This is a genomic window from Bradyrhizobium sp. Ken51, assembly GCF_055807435.1.
Genome location: NZ_JBVVPB010000004.1, coordinates 237307 through 257803, shown reverse-complemented (window position 1 = coordinate 257803; position 20497 = coordinate 237307). Strand labels below are relative to the sequence as shown.

Genomic DNA, 20497 nt, shown 5'->3' with positions numbered 1-20497 from the left:
GCGCATGGCCACGGTGCTGATCGTCGCGCCGGTGTTTGCGCTGATCGCGGCCGGCTATGCCGCGGTGCTGTTTCGCTTCGTCTCCGAGACCGCGCACAAGGGCATCTCGGAATTCGCCTTCAGCATCGCGATCCCCGCGCTGCTGTTCCGCACCATCGTCGTCTCGGAATTTTCCGGCGTCAGCCCCTACAGGATGTGGGGCGCCTATTACGGCGCGCTCGCGCTGACCTGGATCGCAGCGCTAGCGCTGTCGGCGCTGCTGCGCCAGCGGCGCGAGGACCGCGAGGACGGCGTCGTGTTCGCGATCGGCTCGGTCTACGGCAACATCGTGATGCTCGGCATTCCCCTGACGCTCTCGGCGCTGGGCAACGAGGCCGCAGGCCCGATGGCGCTGATCCTGTCGGTGAACACGCCGCTGCTCTGGCTCTGCGGCATCCTGCAAATGGAATGGGTCGGCCGCAAGCAGACCGGCTCGGCGCTGTCGGTGATCCGGCCCGTGCTCACGGATCTCGCGCGCAATCCGCTGATGCTGGGGATCGGTTTTGGCGTGGTCTGGCGTTTCACCGGCCTCGGCCTGCATCCCGTGGTCGACAGGACCGTCGAGCTGCTGGCGCAGGCGGGCTCGCCGGCGGCGCTGATCGCGCTCGGCATCAATCTGTTCCGGTTCGAGGTCAAGGGCGAGATGTTAAGCGTCGTCGTGATGAGCGCGCTCAAGCTGCTGGCGATGCCGGCGGCCGCGTTCGTGCTGGCAAAGCTGCTCGACCTGCCGCCGCTCGCGGCCGGCGTGGTCGTGCTGTTCGCGGCCATGCCGACCGGGGCGAACGCGTACATCTTCGCGGTTCAGTATCAGCGGCTGGTGAACCCGGTGTCGGGCGCGGTGGCGCTGGGGACGTTGTTGGCGGCGGTGACGTTGCCGGTGGTGGTGTGGCTGGTGGCGAGGTGAAGTGTCAGAGGCCTGCAGAGTGCGCCGCACCACCGACCGAATATCCAATCAGCGCAGGCCCAGGAACGAGAGCACCACACCAATTACGACGACGAGTCCGACCAGATAGATAATGCCGTTCATGTCTCAGCTCCTCAGCGTTGTCAGTCCTGCCGCAACACAAACACCCAAGGTCGTGAAAAGGTTCGGCGGTGCTCGGCGCCGTTTTCTCCTGAAATCGGGGAACGAAAGCGACCCATCCTGCTTCGTGGCGTGCTGAGCTTCGCCCCCTCAACGCGATGATTTTGCGTTTACACGCAAAGGTCGCTAGGCTGCCCTGATACGTCCTGCAGGGAGGGTGACATGGGACAGCGTGAAGAGAGACTGGCATTGATCAGAAGCGCTTACGCGGCACGCGACGGCGGTAACGCCGAAGGCTTGGTGACAGCCTTTCATCCCGAGGGTCTGTTCACCTTGATGGGCGACAACAGCGCGCTCGCACTGACGGGGACTATGCAGGGGCACCCGACCCTGCGTGGAGCCTTCAGTAAATTGATCGATGAATTCGGTTTCGAAGGTCGCGAAATCCTGGCCGAGCTGGTCGACGGAGATCGCGTTGCTGTCCACTCCCGCGTCGTCGTTCGACACCATCCGACCGGGAAGGCTTCCAGCACCGAGATCCTGGACCTGTTCAGATTTCAGGACGAAAAGATCGTCGAGCTGATCGAGTTTGCGGACACTGCGCAGATCAAGGCGATGATCTCCTGAACGCGCGATGGGGTTCTGTTAGTGTCGCCTGGCGTTGGTTAGCTTGGTGCACTGTCACACTAATTCGTAATTGTATGACCTTCAGGTTATGAACCAGGCTCCGAAAGGGTTATTGAACACGCTGGCCCTCGCGCCAAGCCATCTCCCAAAAGTCTGCCTCGAGTCGGGTGGCTTCCCTAAAGATCGCAATCAGCTCTGCCTCGCGCGCCGGCGTGGCGTAGAGATCGGCGAGATGCTCCATGTGCGCCCGCGCTTTGGCGGCGACCTCCTGGTACGGCGCGCCGGCGTACTCCGCGATCCAGACGCGGTAGGCGTTCGTCGCAGCGTCCGCGAGGGGGAGCGAGGCGAGCCGCGTTGCGATCTCCGCGTACCCGATCACGCAGGGGGCAAGCGCCACCTTGAGTGCCAGCAGATCGCCGCGCATGCCCGCGTCGAGCACGTAGCGTGTATACGCCGCGAGGTGAACTGCCGTCCGCTCCCTAACCACAAGAGGTCATACGGCGTGGCGCGCCTCTCAGAATCACGGTGACGGCGTATTATGTCACTACGTCGTGGAGTTTTTGCACTGACTCCGTCCCGCGGCACCTAGGAGCAAGTGGCAAAGACGTGCTCATTTCCCAGAGATGATCCCTTGGAAATCTGGATCATTGGTACTTGCCTCAGCGAAATACTGGCTGACTCGAAAATAGCGAACTACCGCTCTGCGAGATAATTGCAGTGCTACTTTCAACTTAGCTTTTGCCTCGACGTTGTTACCTGAAGCGACAAGCAAGGTTGCCTGATTGTATGCAATTATAGCCTTGGTATGGCCGTCAGCGCCCCACCATTCCGCAGCTTTAAATAGCCGCTCTGCTTTGTCGGTGTCTCCGCTAAGTCCCATCGCGAGCGCGAGGTTTGCTAATTCGATTGGTTCCGCTCCATGCGTACTAACCTTCCTCAGGAGCAACGACTTCGCTTCCTGCACCATCTTCTGTTGCAAATACACAAACGCGGTGTTGTTCACTGACGTAAAGATAGTCGAAGTAAACGCGCGAACACTGCGCCGTAAGAGGAAGCCCGCCCCTAACGCAGCAAGGCCCCCCGCCAGCACGGGTAGCAAATTCGACAAGTAGTCCCGCCAATCTCTCGGACGAGAGATTGAGACCTGTGTGTCTCCTTCCGCTCCAACCGAGTCGGCACTCCTCAATCCTCCCGTGGCTTTTTGAGTGTACCATTTCCTTCAACCAGCAACGATGCTGTTAGGGTCTCTGTCGGAGCAAGCGTGGGCAAATACAGGTTCAGGGTATGACTGTCCGGGGCACTTTCGGTGTAGACGCCGGCTGGCCCAGAGGACATCGATATTTGTTTCGACTTAATCTCCGCTCCGCTCGGCAATACAAAGCTGCCGCGGACATCACGAGCGGCCCTCGTACCAGTGTTCGCAATTCTGACAACAACGATGCCAAGTCGATTTTGGCCAGGCGAAAAAGACGCAACCTCTTGAATATTGTACCTTAATGTCTCCGTCTGAGGGGTTACCGTAGGCTCGCGCGTAACCCACCAAACGAACACTCCCGCCACTATGGCGACAATGCCAGAGACAAACGCTCCCACCAGCAAATCACGCCAATTCATAATCAACCTTTGCGACAAATCCCACAACTGAAGCGATCATCTTAGCGCAGGACTCGCGCGTACAACCAGATTTCGGTGACGTTGGACGATTTGGTGCAGTCGTGTTGCCTAACTCACGTAAGGGCGGGTTTGCTTTGTTGGCACCCTAAACGCATCGCGGCAAAGGGGTTGCCAGCGCTGGTAAAGTGGGTGGGTAACCGTTCGACCGCTGGTGTTTCTGTGTCGAGGAAGCTCGCTCGTGCCAGGGCAACCAAAGCTCTCCACCAACACTGGTACAGTTGGGTGGGCTCGAACCACCGACCTCCTGTTCCACAGACAGGCGCTCTAACCAACTGAGCTACAACTGCATCCTTGCGAGCCGCCCGGGGGGCGCCCTTGAAAGGGCCGGTACCGAGGGGGCTGGACGGGGCGGAAACTAGGTGCAACGGGCGTTTTTGGCAAGGCCGCAACACCCTCAAAACGTCCCGCAAACGAGGTTATTTCCAAAGCAAAACCCGGGCTCTAGGCCCGGGTTTCTTAATTGAGACGGCCGCGCCGGATCAGGCGGCGGGGTAGAGCTTCGCGGCGGAGGCCTTGATCGGCTCGGCGGCGGCGGTGGCAGCGCGCTGGGTGATCTCGGCGAGCTCCCGGGCCTGGGCCTGGAAGGTCTCGAGCTGCGTCTTGGAATGGTTGGTCCACAGCGCGAACGCATCCTGCGGCGCCTTCACGCTGAACAGCTCCTGGGTGAAGTCGAGATGGGCCTTGGTGTTGGCCTTCGCGAACTCCATCAGCTTGGCGGTGTATTCGCTCACGCCCTTGTGGGCGGAAGAGAACACGGCCTCGACGGTGCCGTTGTGGGTCTCGGCGGCGTCCTTGAACTTGGCGTAGCTCTCGCGGGCCTGCGACACGCCCTTTTCGGCGAACGCACGCATCTGCTCGGGGACCTCGAACGGAATGATCGAGGCAGAAAACGGATCAGTCGCACCTGTCATGGTTTGTCCCTCACACTAATGAAAAAACGGAGTGAGCCTTCAGGCGCGCCCGCCGGCCAACCGGGTGACGGATGCGAAGACTGGAAACACGAAACGAATGATGGCTCGCCCAGCGCCCGAACCAATGCCTGCCCAAAATGTCAACATTGTGCAACGCAACGGGTTTGGAGGGTGCATTGCGCAAATTTAATCGCGGGGAGGATGAGGTTCCCAAGCTGGGGAACCGGTGGTTGAGGTATTTGAGTCCGGCGGCCGCGCTCTCTCCGTTCCCTCCCCCCTTGTGGGGGAGGGTCAGGGAGGGGGGTGCCACATGGGGATTTTCTCTGTCGCGCTTTGGCCGCGGGGCAACGACTGACACCTTTTGCTGGGTTACCCCCTCTCCCTAGCCCTCCCCCACAAGGGGGGAGGGAACGCAGCTGAGTTGGGGCGCGAGCTTGGATTGATGCGACTGACCATTTGCCACGCGCGAATCCTGCGGATGCAGCGCCGGCGCGGCTTGCGGGCCTGGGGACATTAAGGTTATCGCGGCTTTAGGCCTTGGCCCGTAGGCTTGGGACGTGGACCTGCCCGCGGCTGCGGGCGATACTAACCCTTTCTTAAGGCTGTCATTCCCGGCAGCCTTGCTGACAAGCGAGACGCGAAGCCGGTCGGATGACGAGTTCGGATTTCCAGTTGCGAGGCGTGGGCGATCCCCGGCTGGCCGTGCACGCGACCTCCCCGCTGCCCGCCTGGCTCTGGTCGATCGACGGCACGCGCGTGCTCTGGGCCAATCCGGTCGGCGCAAGACTGTTTGGCGCGGCCAACGCCACGGCGCTCGCGGACAAGACTTTCGGGCCCGCCGACAGCCACCGCCGCCAGATCGTTCGCCTTGCCGGCCGGCTGCCTCCGAACGGGGCGATCCGGCTCGAACGGCTGCGCGGCTTCGGCGCGCGGCTCGGCACGCTGATGACCTGCGCCTGTGCCCGGCTTGAGTTCGCCGATGGCGGCCGCGCTGTGCTTGTCACCGCGATGGACCCGGGCTTGCGCGCCATGCCGCTGGTCGAGCGGCTGCTTCGTCTCGTCGATGGCGCCAAGGCGCCGATGGCGGCGTTCGCGCCCGACGGCCTGTTCGTCGGCGCCAGCGAAACCGCCCGCACCCTGCTCGGCTTCCGCGATCTCGGCGAAGCCGGCCTCGAACAAGCGCGCAGCGACGCGCTTCGCCAGGGCCGCGCCGAGACGCCGATCGGCATCGGCCAGATGGTGCTGCAGCGGGTCGGCAGCGGGGCCGATATCGGCCTGGTCGCGCTGATCGAGCCTGCGGTGCAGCAGGCGGCGGCTGCGAGTGAGGAGGTCGAAGCCAAGCCCGCTGAAGAGATCGCGCGCGAAGACATCGCTTCGTCCGAGCCTGCGCCGTCCCCTGCCCCACCCGCCGCGCCGGAGCATGTGCAAGCAGCGCCCTCGCACGAGGCGCCATCCGAAATCGCGCTGTTCGATGCATTTGCCGAGCCGGTCGACGCGCCGGAAGCAACGATCGCGCACGAACCGCCCGCGCGCGAGCCAGCGACGGAGATCGTCTCGATCCAGCAAGCCGTCGAGCAAGCGGCCGACGCCGCGCCAGAAACTCCGGTTGAAAACTCGCCCGAAGCCATGGTGTCGCCGCAGGACGCGCCGACCGTAACAGGCATGGTCGAGCCGCCGTCGGGCCACGAAGAGCCGCCCGCACCGCGTCAGCATCCGCTGCGCTTCCTCTGGAAGGCGGATGCAGAGGGCCGCTTTGTGCTTCTCTCCGACGAGTTCATCCACCTGATCGGGCCGCGCACGGCGGCCGGCTTCGACCGCCCCTGGCGCGAGATCGCCGACACCTTCGCGCTCGACCCTGAAAGCCGCGTGGCGCAGGCGCTTGCCAGCAAGGATACCTGGGCCGGGATCACCGTGAACTGGCCGGCCGACGGCGGCGAGCATCTGCCGGTCGAGCTTGCCGGTCTGCCGGTTTATGACGGCGAACGCAATTTTGCGGGCTTCAGGGGTTTTGGCGTCTGCCGCGATCTCGACGGACTCAACCGGCTCGATGCGCTCAGGCGCTTTGAGCTGCTGGCCGAACCGGCGGCGCCGCAAAGCCTGTCCGCCGATGTGGTCGAGCCGGAGCCCGAGCCAGAGGCGCCGCCTCCGCCGATCGAGCCGCCCGCACCTGAGCCTGAGCCTGAGCCTGAAGCTGAACTGCCCGAACCCACACCCGACGCGAATTCACATCCAACCGATCCGGAAACGCCAGTGGAAACGCCTCCCAATGTCCTGCCGTTCCGCGCGCCCGGCGACACGCGACCGCCGACGCTGACGCCGGTCGAGAACAGCGCGTTCAACGAGCTCGCGCGGCAATTGTCCGAGCGCCTCGAACGCGACAAGGAAACCATCGCGGCATCGACCGAGCCGCCGGATGCCGAGATCACGCCCGAAGCGCCGACGCCGGAGCCCGAGCCCAAGTCTGAGGCTGAGACGCCGCACGCGCCGGCCGAATGGCTGACCGCGCCCGCGCCGCCGGCGCACGGCCACAGCTCGCGCGACCGCGCGCTGCTCGACCTGCTGCCGACCGGCATCCTGATCTATCGGCTCGACCGCTTGCTCTATGCCAACCCGGCGTTTCTCGCGCGCATGGGCTATGCCAGCCTGAGCGCGCTGGAGAATGCCGGCGGGCTGGATGCGCTCTATGTCGAGCCGGGTGTCGCGGCGGCCAGCAGCACGTCGCAAGCAGGCACGCCTGTCACGATCAGCGCGACGCTCGCCAATGGCGAAGCGCCGCTGCCGACCACCGAGGCGCATCTGCACGCGATCGACTGGGACGGCGAGAGTGCGCATGCGCTGATCTGCGCGCTGCCGCAGGCCGCGCCCGTTGCGGCTGCGCCCGTGATCGCAGAGACCGTCGTCGCCGAGACCATTGTCCCCGAGATCTTCGCGCCCGAGCCCGAGGTCGGCGAAGCCGACGCGGAAGATCTCGCCGCGATCCTCGACACCACGGCCGAGGGCATCGTCATGTTCGATGCCGAAGGCAACATCCACGCCTGCAACCGCAGCGCCGAGGCGCTGTTCGGCTATGACGGCGAGACGCTGATGCAGCAGAATCTGGTGACGCTGTTCGCGCCGGAGAGCCAGCATGTCGTGATCGACTATCTGGAAAACCTCAAGAGCCAGGACATCGCGAGCCTGCTCGACCACGGCCGCGAGGTGCTGGGACGCGAGAAGAAGGGTGGCGTCATTCCGCTCGCCATGATCATGGGCCGCACCAGGCCCGACGGCCCGAACTTCTTCGCCGTGTTCCGCGACCTCTCGCAGAGCAAGCAGGGCGAGAGCGAGCTGACGCAGGCGCGACGTCTGGTCGACGGCGCGGCGAATGCCAAGGCCGACATGCTGGCGCGGATCAGCCACGAAATCCGCACGCCGCTCAACGCCATCATCGGCTTCTCGGAGGTGATGATCTCGGAGCGCTTCGGCACGCTCGGCAACGAGCGCTATGGCGAGTACATGAAGGACATCCGCGCCTCCGGCGAGCGCGTCATCGCCATCATCGACGACCTGCTCGAGCTGTCGCGGATCGAGACCGGCAAGCTCGACCTCAACTTCGCCAACCTCAACCTCAACGATCTGGTCGAGGCCTGCGTGGTCGTGATGCAGCCGCAGGCCAACCGCGAGCGCATCATCATCCGCACCTCGCTCGGCCACGCGCTGCCGCAGGTGAGCGCGGATGCGCGCGCGATGCGGCAGATCACCATGAATTTGATCTCGAACTCGATCCGGCTCGCCAGCGCCGGCGGCCAGGTCATCGTCTCGACTGCGCTGACCGACCGCGGCGAGGTCGCACTTCGCATCCGCGACACCGGCCATGGCCTCACCGAGCGCGAAGTCGCCGCCGCGATGGAGCCGTTCCGGACGCCACCGCCCGGCGACGCCGAGGACAATTCGGCGCTGAGCCTGTCGCTGACCAAGGCCCTGGTCGAAGCCAACCGCGCCCGCTTCAACATCAAGAGCGCGGCGAACTCCGGCTCGCTGATCGAGGTGGTGTTCGCACCGGCGCTGGCGAAGGCGTAAGCGGCGACCTCGATTTCCAGCCGATGCTGCACCCCCGCGGCGGCGCTGCGGCCGGCTTCGGCCGGGCCGCGCCCGACGAAGGCTGCCACGTCTTGCAACTTATCCCGAACGGAACCGAAGCCCCTTGTTGCGGCTTGAAGCCTGGACCAAGCGTTTCGCCTGCTGATCAGTTCGACACTGCAGCTCCCGCACCCCAGTGATTTCAAATGGCCGACCGAGCGAAATCCGTGGCATCGAAGCAGCGTTCGCCCAAGCGAAGCGACACGGTGCGGAGCGAGGGAGGCCCCACCGCAACTGAGCGAAAGCCGCTGCCCACGGGCGCGGGCGCGCGCATGAACGCACGGGTCGTGCTTGCCCTCGCGCTGGTCGCACTTGCGTTGTGGACGGCGGCGGGATTTCTCCCCGCGTTGATCTGGGCCGCGATTCTCGCAACCAGCCTGTGGCCGCTCTACACCAAGTTCGCGGCACGCGTGAGCTCCGGCCGCTCCAGCCTGGCCCCGCTGGTCTTCACGCTCGTCGTCGCCCTCATCCTGTTTACGCCGATGTCGCTTGCCGTCTATCAGATCGCGCAACAAGGCGATCTGCTCGTGGGCTGGATGAAGCAGGCCGGAGAGAGCGGGATCGAAGTGCCCGATTGGCTCGCCCGCCTTCCGATCGCCGCAGAGAGCATGGAGCAGTGGTGGCGCAGCAATCTTTCCGATCCCAAGGCCGCGACCGCATGGCTGAAAAGCGTCAACGCAGACAACGCATCGGAATTGCTTCGAACCTTCGGCGGCCAGCTGCTTCACCGCCTGTTTCTTCTGTTCTTCTCGCTGGTGGCCTTGTTCGTCTTGCTGCGCAACGGCCGGTCGATCTCGGGCCGCGTGCTGGAAACCTGCGATCGGCTTTTCGGTGAGGCGGGAGAGGGTCTCGCCGAGCAGATGGTCGGCGCGATCCGCGGCACCGTGAACGGTACGGTGCTGGTCGCCGCGGGCGAGGGATTATTGATCGGCGTGGCCTATTTCGTCGCGGGCGTGCCGAATGCCATCGTATTCACGATTTTGACCACGGCCTTCGCCATGCTTCCCTTTGGCGCCTGGCTGGCTTTCACCGCTGCGGCGCTGGTCCTGGTCTCAGGCGGAGGCAGCGGCTTCGCAGCCGCGGGCGTCTTCTTCTGGGGCGCGATCGTCATGTTGGCCGGCGATCATTTCGTATGGCCGACCCTGGTCGGCGACTCCGCGCGGCTGCCGTTTCTCTTTGCGTTCGTCGGAATTTTCGGAGGCTTGGCTGCCTTCGGCCTTCTGGGCTTGTTCTTGGGCCCGGTGATCATGTCGGCGTTGCTGGTGGTCTGGCGCGAGTGGGTCTTCCGACCTGCCGCGCACGAGAAGAACGGCTGAGTCACCGCGGGCGTATTCCCAAGCACGCGCCGAAAGCAAAAGGGCACGGCGCTTGCCTTCCTGGAGGATGTGGCCAGTGAGACGCGCGCCGGTCATGCCGAAGGGATAGCCGATCGCGATCGAGGTGGTGTTCGGACCGGCGCTGGCGAAGGCGTAAGGCGAGATCAGGCTGGGACTGGATTGGCGGCTGCCTTTACGTAGTGGCGCAACCCGCTCGGGCATGTAGTATGGCCCTGCCGGAGCGGGGTACCAAATTGGACGGAATCAATCTTCACGATCCCCTCTTCGCCACCTATGTCGTTGCCGCCAGCTTGATCATCCTCAAGGCCGTGGCGATGTCGTGGCTCACCGTAGTCCGGATGGTGAGGGCCCAGGGCGGCTACCGTTCGCCGGAGGACATCCAGAAGACACGACTGAATCCCGCGCCCGATCCGGCGCAGCTTCTTCCCAACGAAGATGTGGAGCGGATCCGCCGGATCCAGATGAACGATCTCGAGAGCCTGCCGTATTTCCTGGTCGCGGGCTTTCTTTATGTTCTCACAAAGCCGTCGCTGCTTCTCGCGCAATGCCTGCTCTACGGCTACGTTGCCTCACGCCTGCTGCATTTTCTCGCCTATCTCACCGGGCAAATTCACGACATTCGCGCAATTCTGTGGACCGTCGGCTCGGTCATCCTGGTCTTCATGACCATGCGCACGCTGCTCGTTGCACTCGGCGCTTGAGGCTCAGTCGGCCACGCCGGCTATCTGCTGGGCCGAAAGGTAGCGTTCAAGCGCCTCGTGCTGCTTGAAAAAGCGCATGGCGCGCAGATCGCGGATCGTCGTTTTTTGTGCCGCATCGCGAACCCGGGTGACCTCGCGGGCTTCCTCCAGCCGGCCGACCCCGACCAGGTTGGCCGCGAGCATGCGATGTCCGGTGCCGTTGCTGGGATTGTGCCGAACCGACTTGCGCGCCCAGGCAACGCCCTCCTCGTACTGCCCGAGGGCAAAGTAGGACGCGGTCAATCCCGTCATCCACATATGGAGCATGCTGTCCTCGGGGCTAAGGACGAGAGACCGATGCAGGCATGCGAGTGCGTTGGCATAATCGCCTCCCATGCTGTCGATCATTCCGAGTACACCCCATGCGAAAGCCGAACTCGGATTGAGCCTTGCGGCTTCGCTGGCGTGAATGCGCCCCTGATCGTTGTCGCCGGCGGGCCCAAACAGCGTGAAGCCGTAGACAGCGTGGGCGAAAGCGTCCCCACTATCCTGCTCGACGGCGCGGCGCGCCAGACCGACCGCCTCGGACGCGGCATCCGCAGACATGTTGGCGCCGAGCGGCGGAGCCATCACGAGTCCCCAAGCCAGCGCCGCCAGCGTCGCCGTTCGCTCCTGATCGAGGCTCAGAGACCGCCGAAGCAGATCGATGGCCTTGACGATACCTTCGCGGGTGCCGCCCCATAAATGGTGAAGGCCGCGCAAATACAGATCATAGGCCGAAAGATCAGTTGGCGGCTTGCGGCGTGCGCGTTCGATCTCGGCGCTACGAACGGCGGGATCGACGACTGCGGCAACACTGCTGCTGACGTCGTCCTGCAGGTCGAAGATGTCGACCAGGGGGCGGTCGTAGCGATTGGACCAGACCTGGGCCTCGCTTCCGGTATGAGTGAGCTCGGCCGAGACGCGAATGCGGTTGCCCGCCTTGCGAATATGACCGCTCAGGACGTATTGCGCACCGAGTTGCTGCGCAATCTGCCGGCTGGTCATTCCCTTGTCCCGAAGGGCAAAGCTCGATCCGGCCGCGATCACCACGAGCTCGCGAAAGCGCGATAGAGCGGTGATGATGTCTGCAGTGACGCCATCGGCGAAGTAGTCCTGTTCGGTTTCACCACCCATGTTGCGGAACGGAAGCACCGCCACGGAGGGCCTGTCGTTGCCGAACACGTGCTCCGCCTGGTGCGAAAGGTCTGCCGTCGGCTCCGCTGCCGGCAGAACGATCTTCTGCTCCTGGACCTTGCGCAATTCCGCAGCCAGGGCGGTGGTCGCCGCATCGGGCGCGGTGCCGAGCTCTTGCTTCAGCAAGACAACGACGGCCTGATAATATTTGAGTGCCTCGGCGTTGCGGCCGGCCGCGGACAACGCGCGCATGATCAGGCGGTGCGCATCCTCGCGCATGCTGTTGAGTGCATTGGCGCGCTGGCCGGCGAGCAGGGCATCGCCGGCACGTCCGTCGGACAGCTCCTGGTCGCCGAGCGCTACCATCGCGCCGACAGCCAGCTCCGATAACCGCTCGCGTTCGCCGGCCAGCCACTCGCTCCAGCCCTCAGCGTTGACCGCGATGTCATCGACGAGGCGCCCGCGATAGAGATCTGCCGCCGCGGTCAGCGCGTCACGGCTGCCCTTTCTGACAAGCCGCTCGAATTGCGGCACATCGCAGGTGATCACAACGGCATTCAACGAAATGAATTCGCCGTCACTCCTGAGAGCACTCTGACCAAGAACTTGACGTAGCTTGAACAGCGCCTGTCGCAGGTTTTGCTTCGCCTGCGCTTCGAAGTGCGATCCCCACAGCAAGGTCGAGAGCTTTTCGCGGTGCTGAGGCTGAGGTGCCGTGCAGGCCAGATAGGCCAGCAATCCCGCGAGTTTCTTGTTCGGCAAGCTGACGGCGCCGTCCGGCCCGATCAGTTCAAAACGTCCAAGAAGTGCGAGAGTAAAACTTGGGCTGGGCGCGGGTGCAGTTTCGGTCATTCCGCCTCAAAAATAAGCAGATGCGCTCACGGATATACATCCTACACGAATTGCCGCCTTAGCGAACAATATTAACGCTGCGGTGACGGCCGAGTGACGCCGGCGACGACGACAGTGGGTTCAGATCGCATCGCGACGAGATGCCGGTTGGTTGATCGACGCGGAGCAATTTCATCCGGAAGTCAGCGTGCGCGCGCATCACCTCATCATGATCGTCGTTGGCTTATTCGTGGTGCTCGCCGGATTCGACGCAGCGTTGACGACCTTTGCACACCCGGCACTCAGGGCCGCTTCGCAGTCGGCGCCGCCCGTCGCACCGCTCCTTTTCGGAGGCGACTGATCGCACGCCGGCATCACAACAGCCATCAAACAGGAGGTCGCATTGACCGACATCGCACAGCAGGGAAGACAATCGCAGAGGTTTCTCGCGTCCGACCAAGAACAGCGATTGGTTGCGATGTGGAGACTTGGAGTGGTCGCCTTCTATGGCTCGCTCATGGCGCTGGTGATTGCCTTCGCGGCAATAAGCAAGGCGCCCCGAGAGCGCCAAGCCAACCTCGCCTCCAATGATTTCGTCACCCACTACATTTCGAACCCGCCGACACCGTAGGCGATCGGGACGAGCGACACCGAAGCATATGAGGACAATCGTGAACAATCACAACCGTGCTGCGTCTCCAATTCGGGCCAGATCTCCAGCATCGCACGACAGAAAGCGAACAGGCGGCGAGACGCGCCTGATGATCCTCGTTCTGCTGGGATTCGGCCTCGTTCACGTGATCGGCGCGATCCTCATTCAGCGCGCGTCGACCGAGCGAGGTGATCCGCCCCTGATCCTCGCTTCGCACACCGACTGACGGCCGCCACATGCAGCCGGTTCATGGGATTTGAAAACCCAGGAGGCAACATGCCAGCAATCATACGCACGATTTCCCGCACGGTCCTCTCGGTCATCGGTGCCGAATTGGCGAAGCACGCCTTCTTGTTGTGCGCAGCGTGCGTCTTTGTGTTCGTGCTCTCACGAACCTACGGCCTGGATTTGAGCGCCGGATTCTTCTGACGTTCGCAATGGTGGCCGACATGACTGAAATCTGAAGACGCATCGTCGTCGATGCGCAAGTCCTGAGGAGCTGATATGTACGTTGGCCGGATATTGTCCACGCTTGGCGGACAAGGACCCATGCTCCTGGTGATCTCGCTTTGCGCAGGGCTGGTGATCACTCCCTTCGCTCATCTCGGCTACGATCTTTTGCCTTTTTCGGCATTTCTTCTGACGCTGGGCTCGTTTCTTACGGCGGGTCTTGCCCCCTCTGAAGCCAGCATTCGTCCGCTCCTGATGGGCGTGGTGCTTGCCTGGGTTGGCCTGGTGCTGCCATTCGCTGCTGCGATTCTGCTGTCCTTTGCTCCGCTTGATCCTGCGCTGCGGGCCGGCGTTCTGCTTTCACTGCTGGCGCCGCCGGTCGGAAGCGCCGCTGCGATCGCCGGAATGCTCGGTTTGCGACCACGTCTCGCACTGCTCGTTTCCATCGCACTGACCTTGCTCACACCGATCTCGATTCCGAGTTTTGCCACGGTACTCGGACTTGGAATTGCATTCGACATGGGCGGGCTGGCGATCCGGCTCTTCAGCATTATCGGCGCTGCAGGCCTGGTGGCCTTCTTAGCCATGAGGTTTCGTCGTCATGTGATTCCCGTTCTGCCCGATCAAAGCGCCGCCACCGGGATCGCCGTTGTCGGGCTCATGATCGTGGGGCTTGCCACCTCGCAAGGCATACGGGCGCAATGGACCAGCAACGCCCTGCGTTTCGACGTGATGCTCGCCGCGGCGATCGTGTTCAATTTCGGTCTGTGCGTCCTCGCTGCCATGACGTTCGCGAGACTGGGGTGGCAAACCGCCGGTACCATCGGTCTCGTGAGCGGAAACCGCAACGTCACGCTCGTGTGGGCAGCGGCGAGCTTCGGTCTGCCGTCGCTGGCGGAAGGTTATGTCGCTGCGTGCGTCATCCCGGTCCTCGCGCTTCCCCTCATCATCAAGCTTTGTCTTAGACTACCTTCCTTCAGCCGCTTCATCCCACAAAACCGGTGATCCAAAGAGTGCACGCCTGACCTGGTACTCAAACAAAGGGCACGGCGCTTGCGGCGCCGTGCCCTTTGCAGTCCTGCAGTCTGTCTCAGCTATAAATCTCGAACAGTCCCGCGCCGCCCTGGCCGCCGCCAATGCACATCGTCACGACGCCCCACTTCGCCTTGCGGCGCTTGCCTTCCTGGAGGATGTGGCCGGTGAGCCGCGCGCCGGTCATGCCGAAGGGATGGCCGATCGCGATCGAGCCGCCGTTGACGTTGTACTTGTCGGGATCGATGCCGAGCTTGTCGCGCGAATAGAGACACTGGCTGGCGAAGGCTTCGTTGAGCTCCCAGAGATCGATGTCGTCGATCTTCAGGCCATGGCGCTTCAACAGCTTCGGCACGGCAAAGATCGGGCCGATGCCCATCTCGTCCGGTTCGCAACCCGCGGCCGCCCAGGCGACGAAGCGGCCCATGGGATTGAGGCCGCGCTTCTCCGCGTCCTTGGCTTCCATCAGCACCACGGCCGCAGCACCGTCCGACAGCTGGCTGGCGTTGCCGGCCGTGACGAACTTGCCGGGACCCCTGACGGGCTCGAGCTTGGCGAGACCTTCCAGCGTGGTCTCGGGCCGGTTGCACTCGTCGCGGTCGACGACGTAATCGACGATCGACTCGGCCTTGGTCGCCTTGTCGACCACTTTCATCTTGGTCTTCATCGGGACGATCTCGTCCTTGAACTTGCCCGCCTGCTGCGCGGCGGCCATGCGGCGCTGCGACTCCAGCGAATACTCGTCCTGATATTCACGGCTGAGATTGTAGCGCTCGGCGACGATGTCGGCGGTGTCGATCATCGCCATGAAGATCGCCGGTGCCGTCTTGAGCAGCTCGGGATCGATCGATTCCTTCGGCGTCCCGCCGCCCGGCATCGAGATGCTCTCGACGCCGCCTGCGACGATGCAGTCGGAACCGTCCGAGCGGATCGAGTTGGCGGCCATCGCGATGGTCTGGAGACCGGACGAGCAGAACCGGTTCACTGAGACGCCGCCGGTCGATTTCGGCATTCCTGCCAGCAGCGCGGCCTGGCGGCCGATGTTCGGCGCGCCATGGGCGCAATTGCCGAGATAGCAATCCTCGACATAGTCCTTCTCGACGCCGGCGCGGTCGACCGCGTGGTGGATGGCGTGGGCCGCAAGCGACATCGGCGGGGTGATGTTGAACCCGCCGCGGCCGGATTTCGCGAGGCCCGTGCGTGCATAGGAAACGATGACGGCTTCACGCATTGTTTTCTCCCTTTTCGAACGATTTTGACCGGTGCGTCGGTCGAGGTCTTCTCGGCGCCATTGGTACACAAAGTGCAGCGGTCGCGGGAGAAATAAAAACGCCGCCCTCGCGAGAGGGCGGCGTTGTTCCGCGGGTCGGAATATCAATGTGAGCATCACTCTATCCACTCGTCATGCCCGGGCTTGTCCCGGGCATCCACGTTCTCTCTCCGACCGGGCAAGACGTGGATGGCCGGGTCAAGCCCGGCCATGACGACGGAGAAAGCTCGATTAGAACGTCAGCGCCTTGACCTGCTTGACCTGCGGCAGGGCCTGCACCTTGGCGAGCAGATCGGCCGGCACCGCGCCGTCGACCTCGATCAGCGCGATGGCATCGGAGCCCGGCGCGACGCGGCCGAGATGGAAGGTCGCGATGTTGATCTTGGCATCACCCAAGAGGCTCGCGAACTTGCCGATGAAGCCCGGCTTGTCCTCGTTGGTCACGTAGATCATCGACTTGCCGAACTCGGCGTCGACGCGGATGCCCTTGATGTCGACGAGGCGCGGCTTGCCGTCGGCATAGACCGTGCCCGAGACCGACCGCTCCTGCCGCTCGGTGGTGACCGTGACGGTGATCAGGCTTTCATAGTCGCTCTGGGCGGCGCGGACGATCTCGTCGACCACCATGCCGCGCTCCTTGGCGACGACGGGCGCGGAGACGACGTTGACCTCGCCCAGCATCGGCCGCAGCAGGCCGGACAGCACGGCGGAGGTGATCGCCTTGATCTTCATCTCGGCGACGTGGCCCTCATAGGTGATCTCGACCTTGAGAATGCCGCTCTCGGTCAGCTGGCCCGCGAACGAGCCGAGCTTTTCGGCGAGCGCGATGAACGGCTTCAGCTTCGGCGCTTCTTCCGCCGTGATCGATGGGAAGTTGACGGCGTTCGAGATCGCGCCGGTGAGCAGGTAATCCGACATCTGCTCGGCGACCTGAAGCGCGACGTTCTCCTGGGCTTCGGTGGTGGACGCGCCGAGATGCGGCGTGCAGATCACGTTGGGATGACCGAACAGCACGTTCTTGGTCGCGGGTTCCTCGACAAAGACATCGAAGGCGGCGCCGGCGATGTGCTTGGAATTCAAAGCGTCGACCACGGCCTGCTCGTCGACGAGGCCGCCGCGGGCGCAGTTGATCAGGCGCACGCCCTTCTTCATCTTGGCGATCGCCGACGCGTCGATGATGTTTTTGGTCTTCTCGGTCAGCGGGGTGTGCAGGGTGATGAAGTCGGCGCGCTTGAGCAGGTCGTCGAGCTCGACCTTCTCGACGCCGATGTCCCTGGCGCGTTCCGGCGACAGGAACGGATCGAACGCGATCACCTTCATGCGCAGGCCGAGCGCGCGGTCGGCGACGATCGAGCCGATGTTGCCGCAGCCGACGACGCCGAGCACCTTGCCGGTGATCTCGACACCCATGAAGCGGTTCTTCTCCCACTTGCCGGCCTGGGTCGAAGCGTCCGCCTGCGGAATCTCGCGCGCCAGCGCCAGCATCAGGGTGATAGCGTGCTCGGCAGTCGTGATCGAATTGCCGAACGGCGTGTTCATCACGATGATGCCCTTGGCCGTGGCGGCGGGAATCTCGACGTTGTCGACGCCGATGCCGGCGCGGCCGATCACCTTGAGATTGGTCGCCTTCTCGAGGATCTTCGCGGTCGCCTTGGTCGCCGAGCGGATCGCGAGGCCGTCGTAATTGCCGATGATCTCGGCGAGCTTGTCCTTGTCCTTGCCGAGATTGGGCTGGAAGTCGACCTCGACACCGCGGTCTTTGAAGATCTGTACGGCGGCGGGAGAGAGCGCGTCGGAAATGAGAACTTTGGGTTTGGTCATGGGAATGATCCCTGATGGTCGATAAATCTGAGACCGTCATCCGCGGGCTTGACCCGCGGATCCATTCTCTTCGATGGATGGCCGGGTCAAGCCCGGCCATGACGAGATGAGATAACGCGACGAGCGAAGCTTGCTTACGCCGCCTTGGCGAGCGTGGCCTTGGTCTCGGCGAAGGCCCAGTCGATCCACTGGGTCAGCAGCGCGACATCACTGGCTTCCACGGTGGCGCCGCACCAGATGCGCAGGCCTGCGGGCGCATCGCGGTAGTAGGCGAAGTCGTAGCCCGCGCCTTCCTTCTCGACCAGCGCCACCAGCTTCTTGGAGAAGTCGGCCTGCGCGTCCTCGGAGAGCGAGGTGATCGCGGGATCGGTGAACTTCAGGCACACCGAAGTGTTGGAGCGGATCGCGGCGTCCTTGGCGAGGAAGTCGATCCAGGGCGTCTTCGCCTTCCAGTCGGCGAGCACCTTGGTGTTGGCGTCGGCGCGCGCGATCAGCGCCTTCAGGCCGCCGATCGACTTGGCCCAGTTCAGCGCGTCGAGATAATCTTCGACGCAGAGCATCGACGGCGTGTTGATGGTCTCGCCGACGAAAATGCCCTCGTTGATCTTGCCGCCCTTGGTCATGCGGAAAATCTTCGGCAACGGCCAGGCCGGCTTGTAGGTTTCGAGCCGCTCCACGGCGCGGGGTGACAGGATCAGCATGCCGTGCGCGGCTTCGCCGCCGAGCGCCTTCTGCCAGGAGAAGGTGACGACGTCGAGCTTGGCCCAGTCGAGGGGTTGCGCGAACGCGGCCGAGGTGGCGTCGCAGATGGTCAGACCTTCGCGGGCCGCGCTGATCCAATCGGCGTTAGGCACGCGCACGCCCGAGGTGGTGCCGTTCCAGGTGAAGACGACGTCGGACTTCGGATCGACCTTGGAGAGGTCAGGGATCTCACCGTAAGCTGCGTTGAGCTTGGTGACATCCTTGAGCTTCAATTCCTTGACGATGTCGCTGACCCAGCCCTCGCCGAAGGATTCCCAGGCGAGCGTGGTGACGGGGCGCGCACCCAGCATCGACCACAGCGCCATCTCGACCGCGCCGGTATCGGAGGCCGGCACGATGCCGATGCGATAATCGGCGGGCACTTCGAGCACCTCGCGCGTCAAATCGATCGCGAGCTTGAGCTTGGTCTTGCCGACCTTCGCGCGATGCGAACGGCCGAGCGCTGCGTCCTTGAGATTTTGGGCATTCCATCCGGGGCGCTTGGCGCAGGGGCCGGAGGAAAAATGCGGCACGTTCGGCCGCGAAGCGGGCTTCGCTAAAGTCATCGTCTACCCTTCCAGATAGTAAGCCTCCCGTTGGGGGGAGGTGTCCCGCCGCGGCTGATACGGGAATCGGGAAGACCAGTCAAGGAAGTTCCGGGGCCTCACGCGCGAGTGATGGCGCCTCCGGTGCGATTTTGGGGGATTCGACGGCGGCGAGCGCGTTCAACAAGTCCGTGGCTTCGCTGATCAATTGCGCGGCGCGGCGACGGCTGCCGACTTTCAGAATACATTTGTCATTGGCCTGCACGACGTAGTCGTTGCCGACCTTGATCATCGAATAGCTTGTCATCGAAATCCCCGAACCGATCGAGCCCGGTTTCGACGTCCCGTAGCACCGTTCGTTCCCTCACCAACGTGAACGCCGTAGCGGTGGTTTATCAGCTCTTAATATGAACGTACGCGCGATCCGATTTCGCTGATCGCGCAAGGCTCATAGCGTGCTGCGTCAAAAGCGGACAGTCATGCCGACGTGACTCGCCGTGAACCCAAGCCGCTTGTAGAAGCGCTGCGCATCTGTTCGCGTCTGATGCGTCAGCAGTTCGACGAGATTGCAGCCGCGCGCTTTCGCTTCCGTCACCGCCCATTGCACCAATTGCTCGCCGATGCCGCGGCTGCGGCAATCGGAAGCAACGCGAACGTCTTCGAGCAGACCGCGCAGGCCGCCTTGCGAGCTGAGACCCGGCAGGATCGCGAGTTGCAGACAGCCGACCACCCTGCCCTCGCTCTCGGCAACCACGAGCTGGATATTTTGATCGCGCTCGACCCGCGCGAATGCCTCGTAATAGGACGCAGGCAACGGGTCTTCGACGCGCTCGCGTGCGCTCCCGAGACGATCGTCGGCGAGCATCGCCACGATCGCAGCAACATCCTCGCGGCGCGCGGGACGAATGGAGACGGATTCGGCGTTCATAACGTGACTCCTGCCTCAGCGCGCCTTAACGCGCCTTGGGAAGGCCGAGACAGGTCTCGGCTTCGGCGATCCAGCGGCGGACGGCTGCAAAGCGGCCGAGATCGAAGCCGCCTTCATGCGCAACGCGGGTATAGGCCAGCAGTGAGACATCGGCGAGCGAAACCGCATCGCCGGCGAGGAAACGGTTGCCGGAGAGATGCTGCTCCATGCGGTCGAGCGCCGCATAGCCGCGCTTGACCTTTTCAGGATCGAGCTCGGAGGCATCCTTGCCGAGATAGACGAGCTGGAAGCGGCACACCGCGATGTAGGGCTCGTGGCTGTATTGTTCCCAGAACAGCCATTCGTCCATCTTGGCGGCAGTGAAGGCATCGCCCGGAATGAGCGCACTGTCGCGCGCGAGATAGCGGATGATGGCATTGGATTGCGCCAGCGTGCGACCGTCGTCGAAAGCAACGGTGGGCACCTGGCCGGCACCGTTCATCTCGAGGAATTGCGCCGTACGGCTCTCGCCCTTGCGGGTGTCGATCTCGATCCACTGGTAGGGCACCGCGAGCTTGTTGCAGACCCACTTCACCTTCAAACAATTGCCGGAATTGCTATCGCCGTAGATCCGCATCGCTGCCCCCCGCGTTCAGCGACA

18 protein-coding genes, 1 tRNA gene and 1 pseudogene are annotated in these 20497 nt (G+C 63.5%); 9 read left to right on the top strand and 11 right to left on the bottom strand.

The window, feature by feature from the left end:
• The first annotated feature begins 4 nt into the window (after positions 1-4).
• Together AC0L27_RS10620 and AC0L27_RS10615 are read left to right on the top strand one after the other, a co-directional pair.
• Complete coding sequence (locus tag AC0L27_RS10620; protein ID WP_473318899.1) at positions 5-943, top strand: AEC family transporter; 939 nt, start codon at positions 5-7, stop codon at positions 941-943.
• Between the two features lie 342 nt (positions 944-1285).
• The gene (locus AC0L27_RS10615) at positions 1286-1690 is read left to right on the top strand and encodes a nuclear transport factor 2 family protein (protein ID WP_354208137.1); all 405 of its coding nucleotides are present in this window, start codon (positions 1286-1288) and stop codon (positions 1688-1690) included.
• A 109-nt stretch (positions 1691-1799) separates the two neighbouring features.
• Here AC0L27_RS10615 and AC0L27_RS10610 read toward each other — a convergent pair.
• From AC0L27_RS10610 to AC0L27_RS10595, 4 genes and pseudogenes are all read right to left on the bottom strand, one after another.
• Positions 1800-2159: pseudogene (locus AC0L27_RS10610) on the bottom strand (thiaminase II/PqqC family protein); the annotation flags it as partial.
• Between the two features lie 141 nt (positions 2160-2300).
• Positions 2301-2798 carry a tetratricopeptide repeat protein gene (locus tag AC0L27_RS10605; protein ID WP_473318894.1) on the bottom strand — a complete coding sequence of 166 codons (498 nt, stop codon included), beginning with the start codon at positions 2796-2798 and terminating at the stop codon, positions 2301-2303.
• A 776-nt stretch (positions 2799-3574) separates the two neighbouring features.
• A tRNA-His gene (locus AC0L27_RS10600) sits at positions 3575-3651 on the bottom strand.
• A 192-nt stretch (positions 3652-3843) separates the two neighbouring features.
• Positions 3844-4275 (bottom strand): phasin, encoded by a 432-nt coding sequence (locus tag AC0L27_RS10595; protein ID WP_275172505.1) that lies wholly within the window; start codon positions 4273-4275, stop codon positions 3844-3846.
• Positions 4276-4926: 651 nt separating this feature from the next.
• Between AC0L27_RS10595 and AC0L27_RS10590 the strand changes: the two genes are divergently transcribed.
• From AC0L27_RS10590 to AC0L27_RS10580, 3 genes are all read left to right on the top strand, one after another.
• Positions 4927-8334, top strand: a complete 3408-nt coding sequence (locus tag AC0L27_RS10590) for a PAS domain-containing sensor histidine kinase (protein ID WP_473318891.1) — start codon at positions 4927-4929, stop codon at positions 8332-8334.
• A 332-nt stretch (positions 8335-8666) separates the two neighbouring features.
• Positions 8667-9710, top strand: coding sequence for an AI-2E family transporter (locus tag AC0L27_RS10585; RefSeq protein WP_354208143.1), 1044 nt, complete (start codon positions 8667-8669; stop codon positions 9708-9710).
• Positions 9711-9964: 254 nt separating this feature from the next.
• Positions 9965-10432: an MAPEG family protein gene (locus tag AC0L27_RS10580; RefSeq protein ID WP_354255160.1), complete on the top strand. Its 468-nt coding sequence runs from the start codon at positions 9965-9967 to the stop codon at positions 10430-10432.
• Positions 10433-10435: 3 nt separating this feature from the next.
• Here the strand turns inward: AC0L27_RS10580 and AC0L27_RS10575 are convergent, their stop codons facing one another.
• Positions 10436-12439: a BTAD domain-containing putative transcriptional regulator gene (locus AC0L27_RS10575; RefSeq protein ID WP_354208147.1), complete on the bottom strand. Its 2004-nt coding sequence runs from the start codon at positions 12437-12439 to the stop codon at positions 10436-10438.
• A 151-nt stretch (positions 12440-12590) separates the two neighbouring features.
• Here AC0L27_RS10575 and AC0L27_RS10570 point away from each other — a divergent pair, with 151 nt between their 5' ends.
• From AC0L27_RS10570 to AC0L27_RS10555, 4 genes are all read left to right on the top strand, one after another.
• Complete coding sequence (locus AC0L27_RS10570; protein ID WP_354061648.1) at positions 12591-12779, top strand: hypothetical protein; 189 nt, start codon at positions 12591-12593, stop codon at positions 12777-12779.
• A 42-nt stretch (positions 12780-12821) separates the two neighbouring features.
• Positions 12822-13049, top strand: a complete 228-nt coding sequence (locus AC0L27_RS10565; protein WP_354208149.1) for a hypothetical protein — start codon at positions 12822-12824, stop codon at positions 13047-13049.
• Between the two features lie 297 nt (positions 13050-13346).
• Entirely contained in the window at positions 13347-13499 is a 153-nt protein-coding gene (locus tag AC0L27_RS10560) for a hypothetical protein (RefSeq protein WP_354061644.1), read from the top strand.
• 120 nt (positions 13500-13619) lie between these two features.
• Positions 13620-14525 (top strand): hypothetical protein, encoded by a 906-nt coding sequence (locus tag AC0L27_RS10555; protein ID WP_085348788.1) that lies wholly within the window; start codon positions 13620-13622, stop codon positions 14523-14525.
• Between the two features lie 85 nt (positions 14526-14610).
• Here AC0L27_RS10555 and AC0L27_RS10550 read toward each other — a convergent pair whose 3' ends face one another.
• The 6 genes from AC0L27_RS10550 to AC0L27_RS10525 form a co-directional block, all read right to left on the bottom strand.
• A complete protein-coding gene (locus AC0L27_RS10550; protein ID WP_275172497.1) occupies positions 14611-15783 on the bottom strand; it encodes a thiolase family protein in 1173 nt (390 codons plus the stop codon).
• Positions 15784-16053: 270 nt separating this feature from the next.
• Positions 16054-17643, bottom strand: a complete 1590-nt coding sequence (gene serA / locus AC0L27_RS10545) for a phosphoglycerate dehydrogenase (protein WP_354208152.1) — start codon at positions 17641-17643, stop codon at positions 16054-16056.
• 134 nt (positions 17644-17777) lie between these two features.
• Complete coding sequence (locus AC0L27_RS10540) at positions 17778-18950, bottom strand: phosphoserine transaminase (RefSeq protein WP_354208154.1); 1173 nt, start codon at positions 18948-18950, stop codon at positions 17778-17780.
• A gap of 79 nt (positions 18951-19029) precedes the next feature.
• Positions 19030-19221, bottom strand: coding sequence for a hypothetical protein (locus tag AC0L27_RS10535; RefSeq protein WP_231170993.1), 192 nt, complete (start codon positions 19219-19221; stop codon positions 19030-19032).
• Between the two features lie 171 nt (positions 19222-19392).
• Entirely contained in the window at positions 19393-19857 is a 465-nt protein-coding gene (locus AC0L27_RS10530) for a GNAT family N-acetyltransferase (protein ID WP_354255167.1), read from the bottom strand.
• Between the two features lie 25 nt (positions 19858-19882).
• A complete protein-coding gene (locus AC0L27_RS10525) occupies positions 19883-20473 on the bottom strand; it encodes a glutathione S-transferase family protein (protein ID WP_354208158.1) in 591 nt (196 codons plus the stop codon).
• Between the last annotated feature and the right edge of the window lie 24 nt (positions 20474-20497).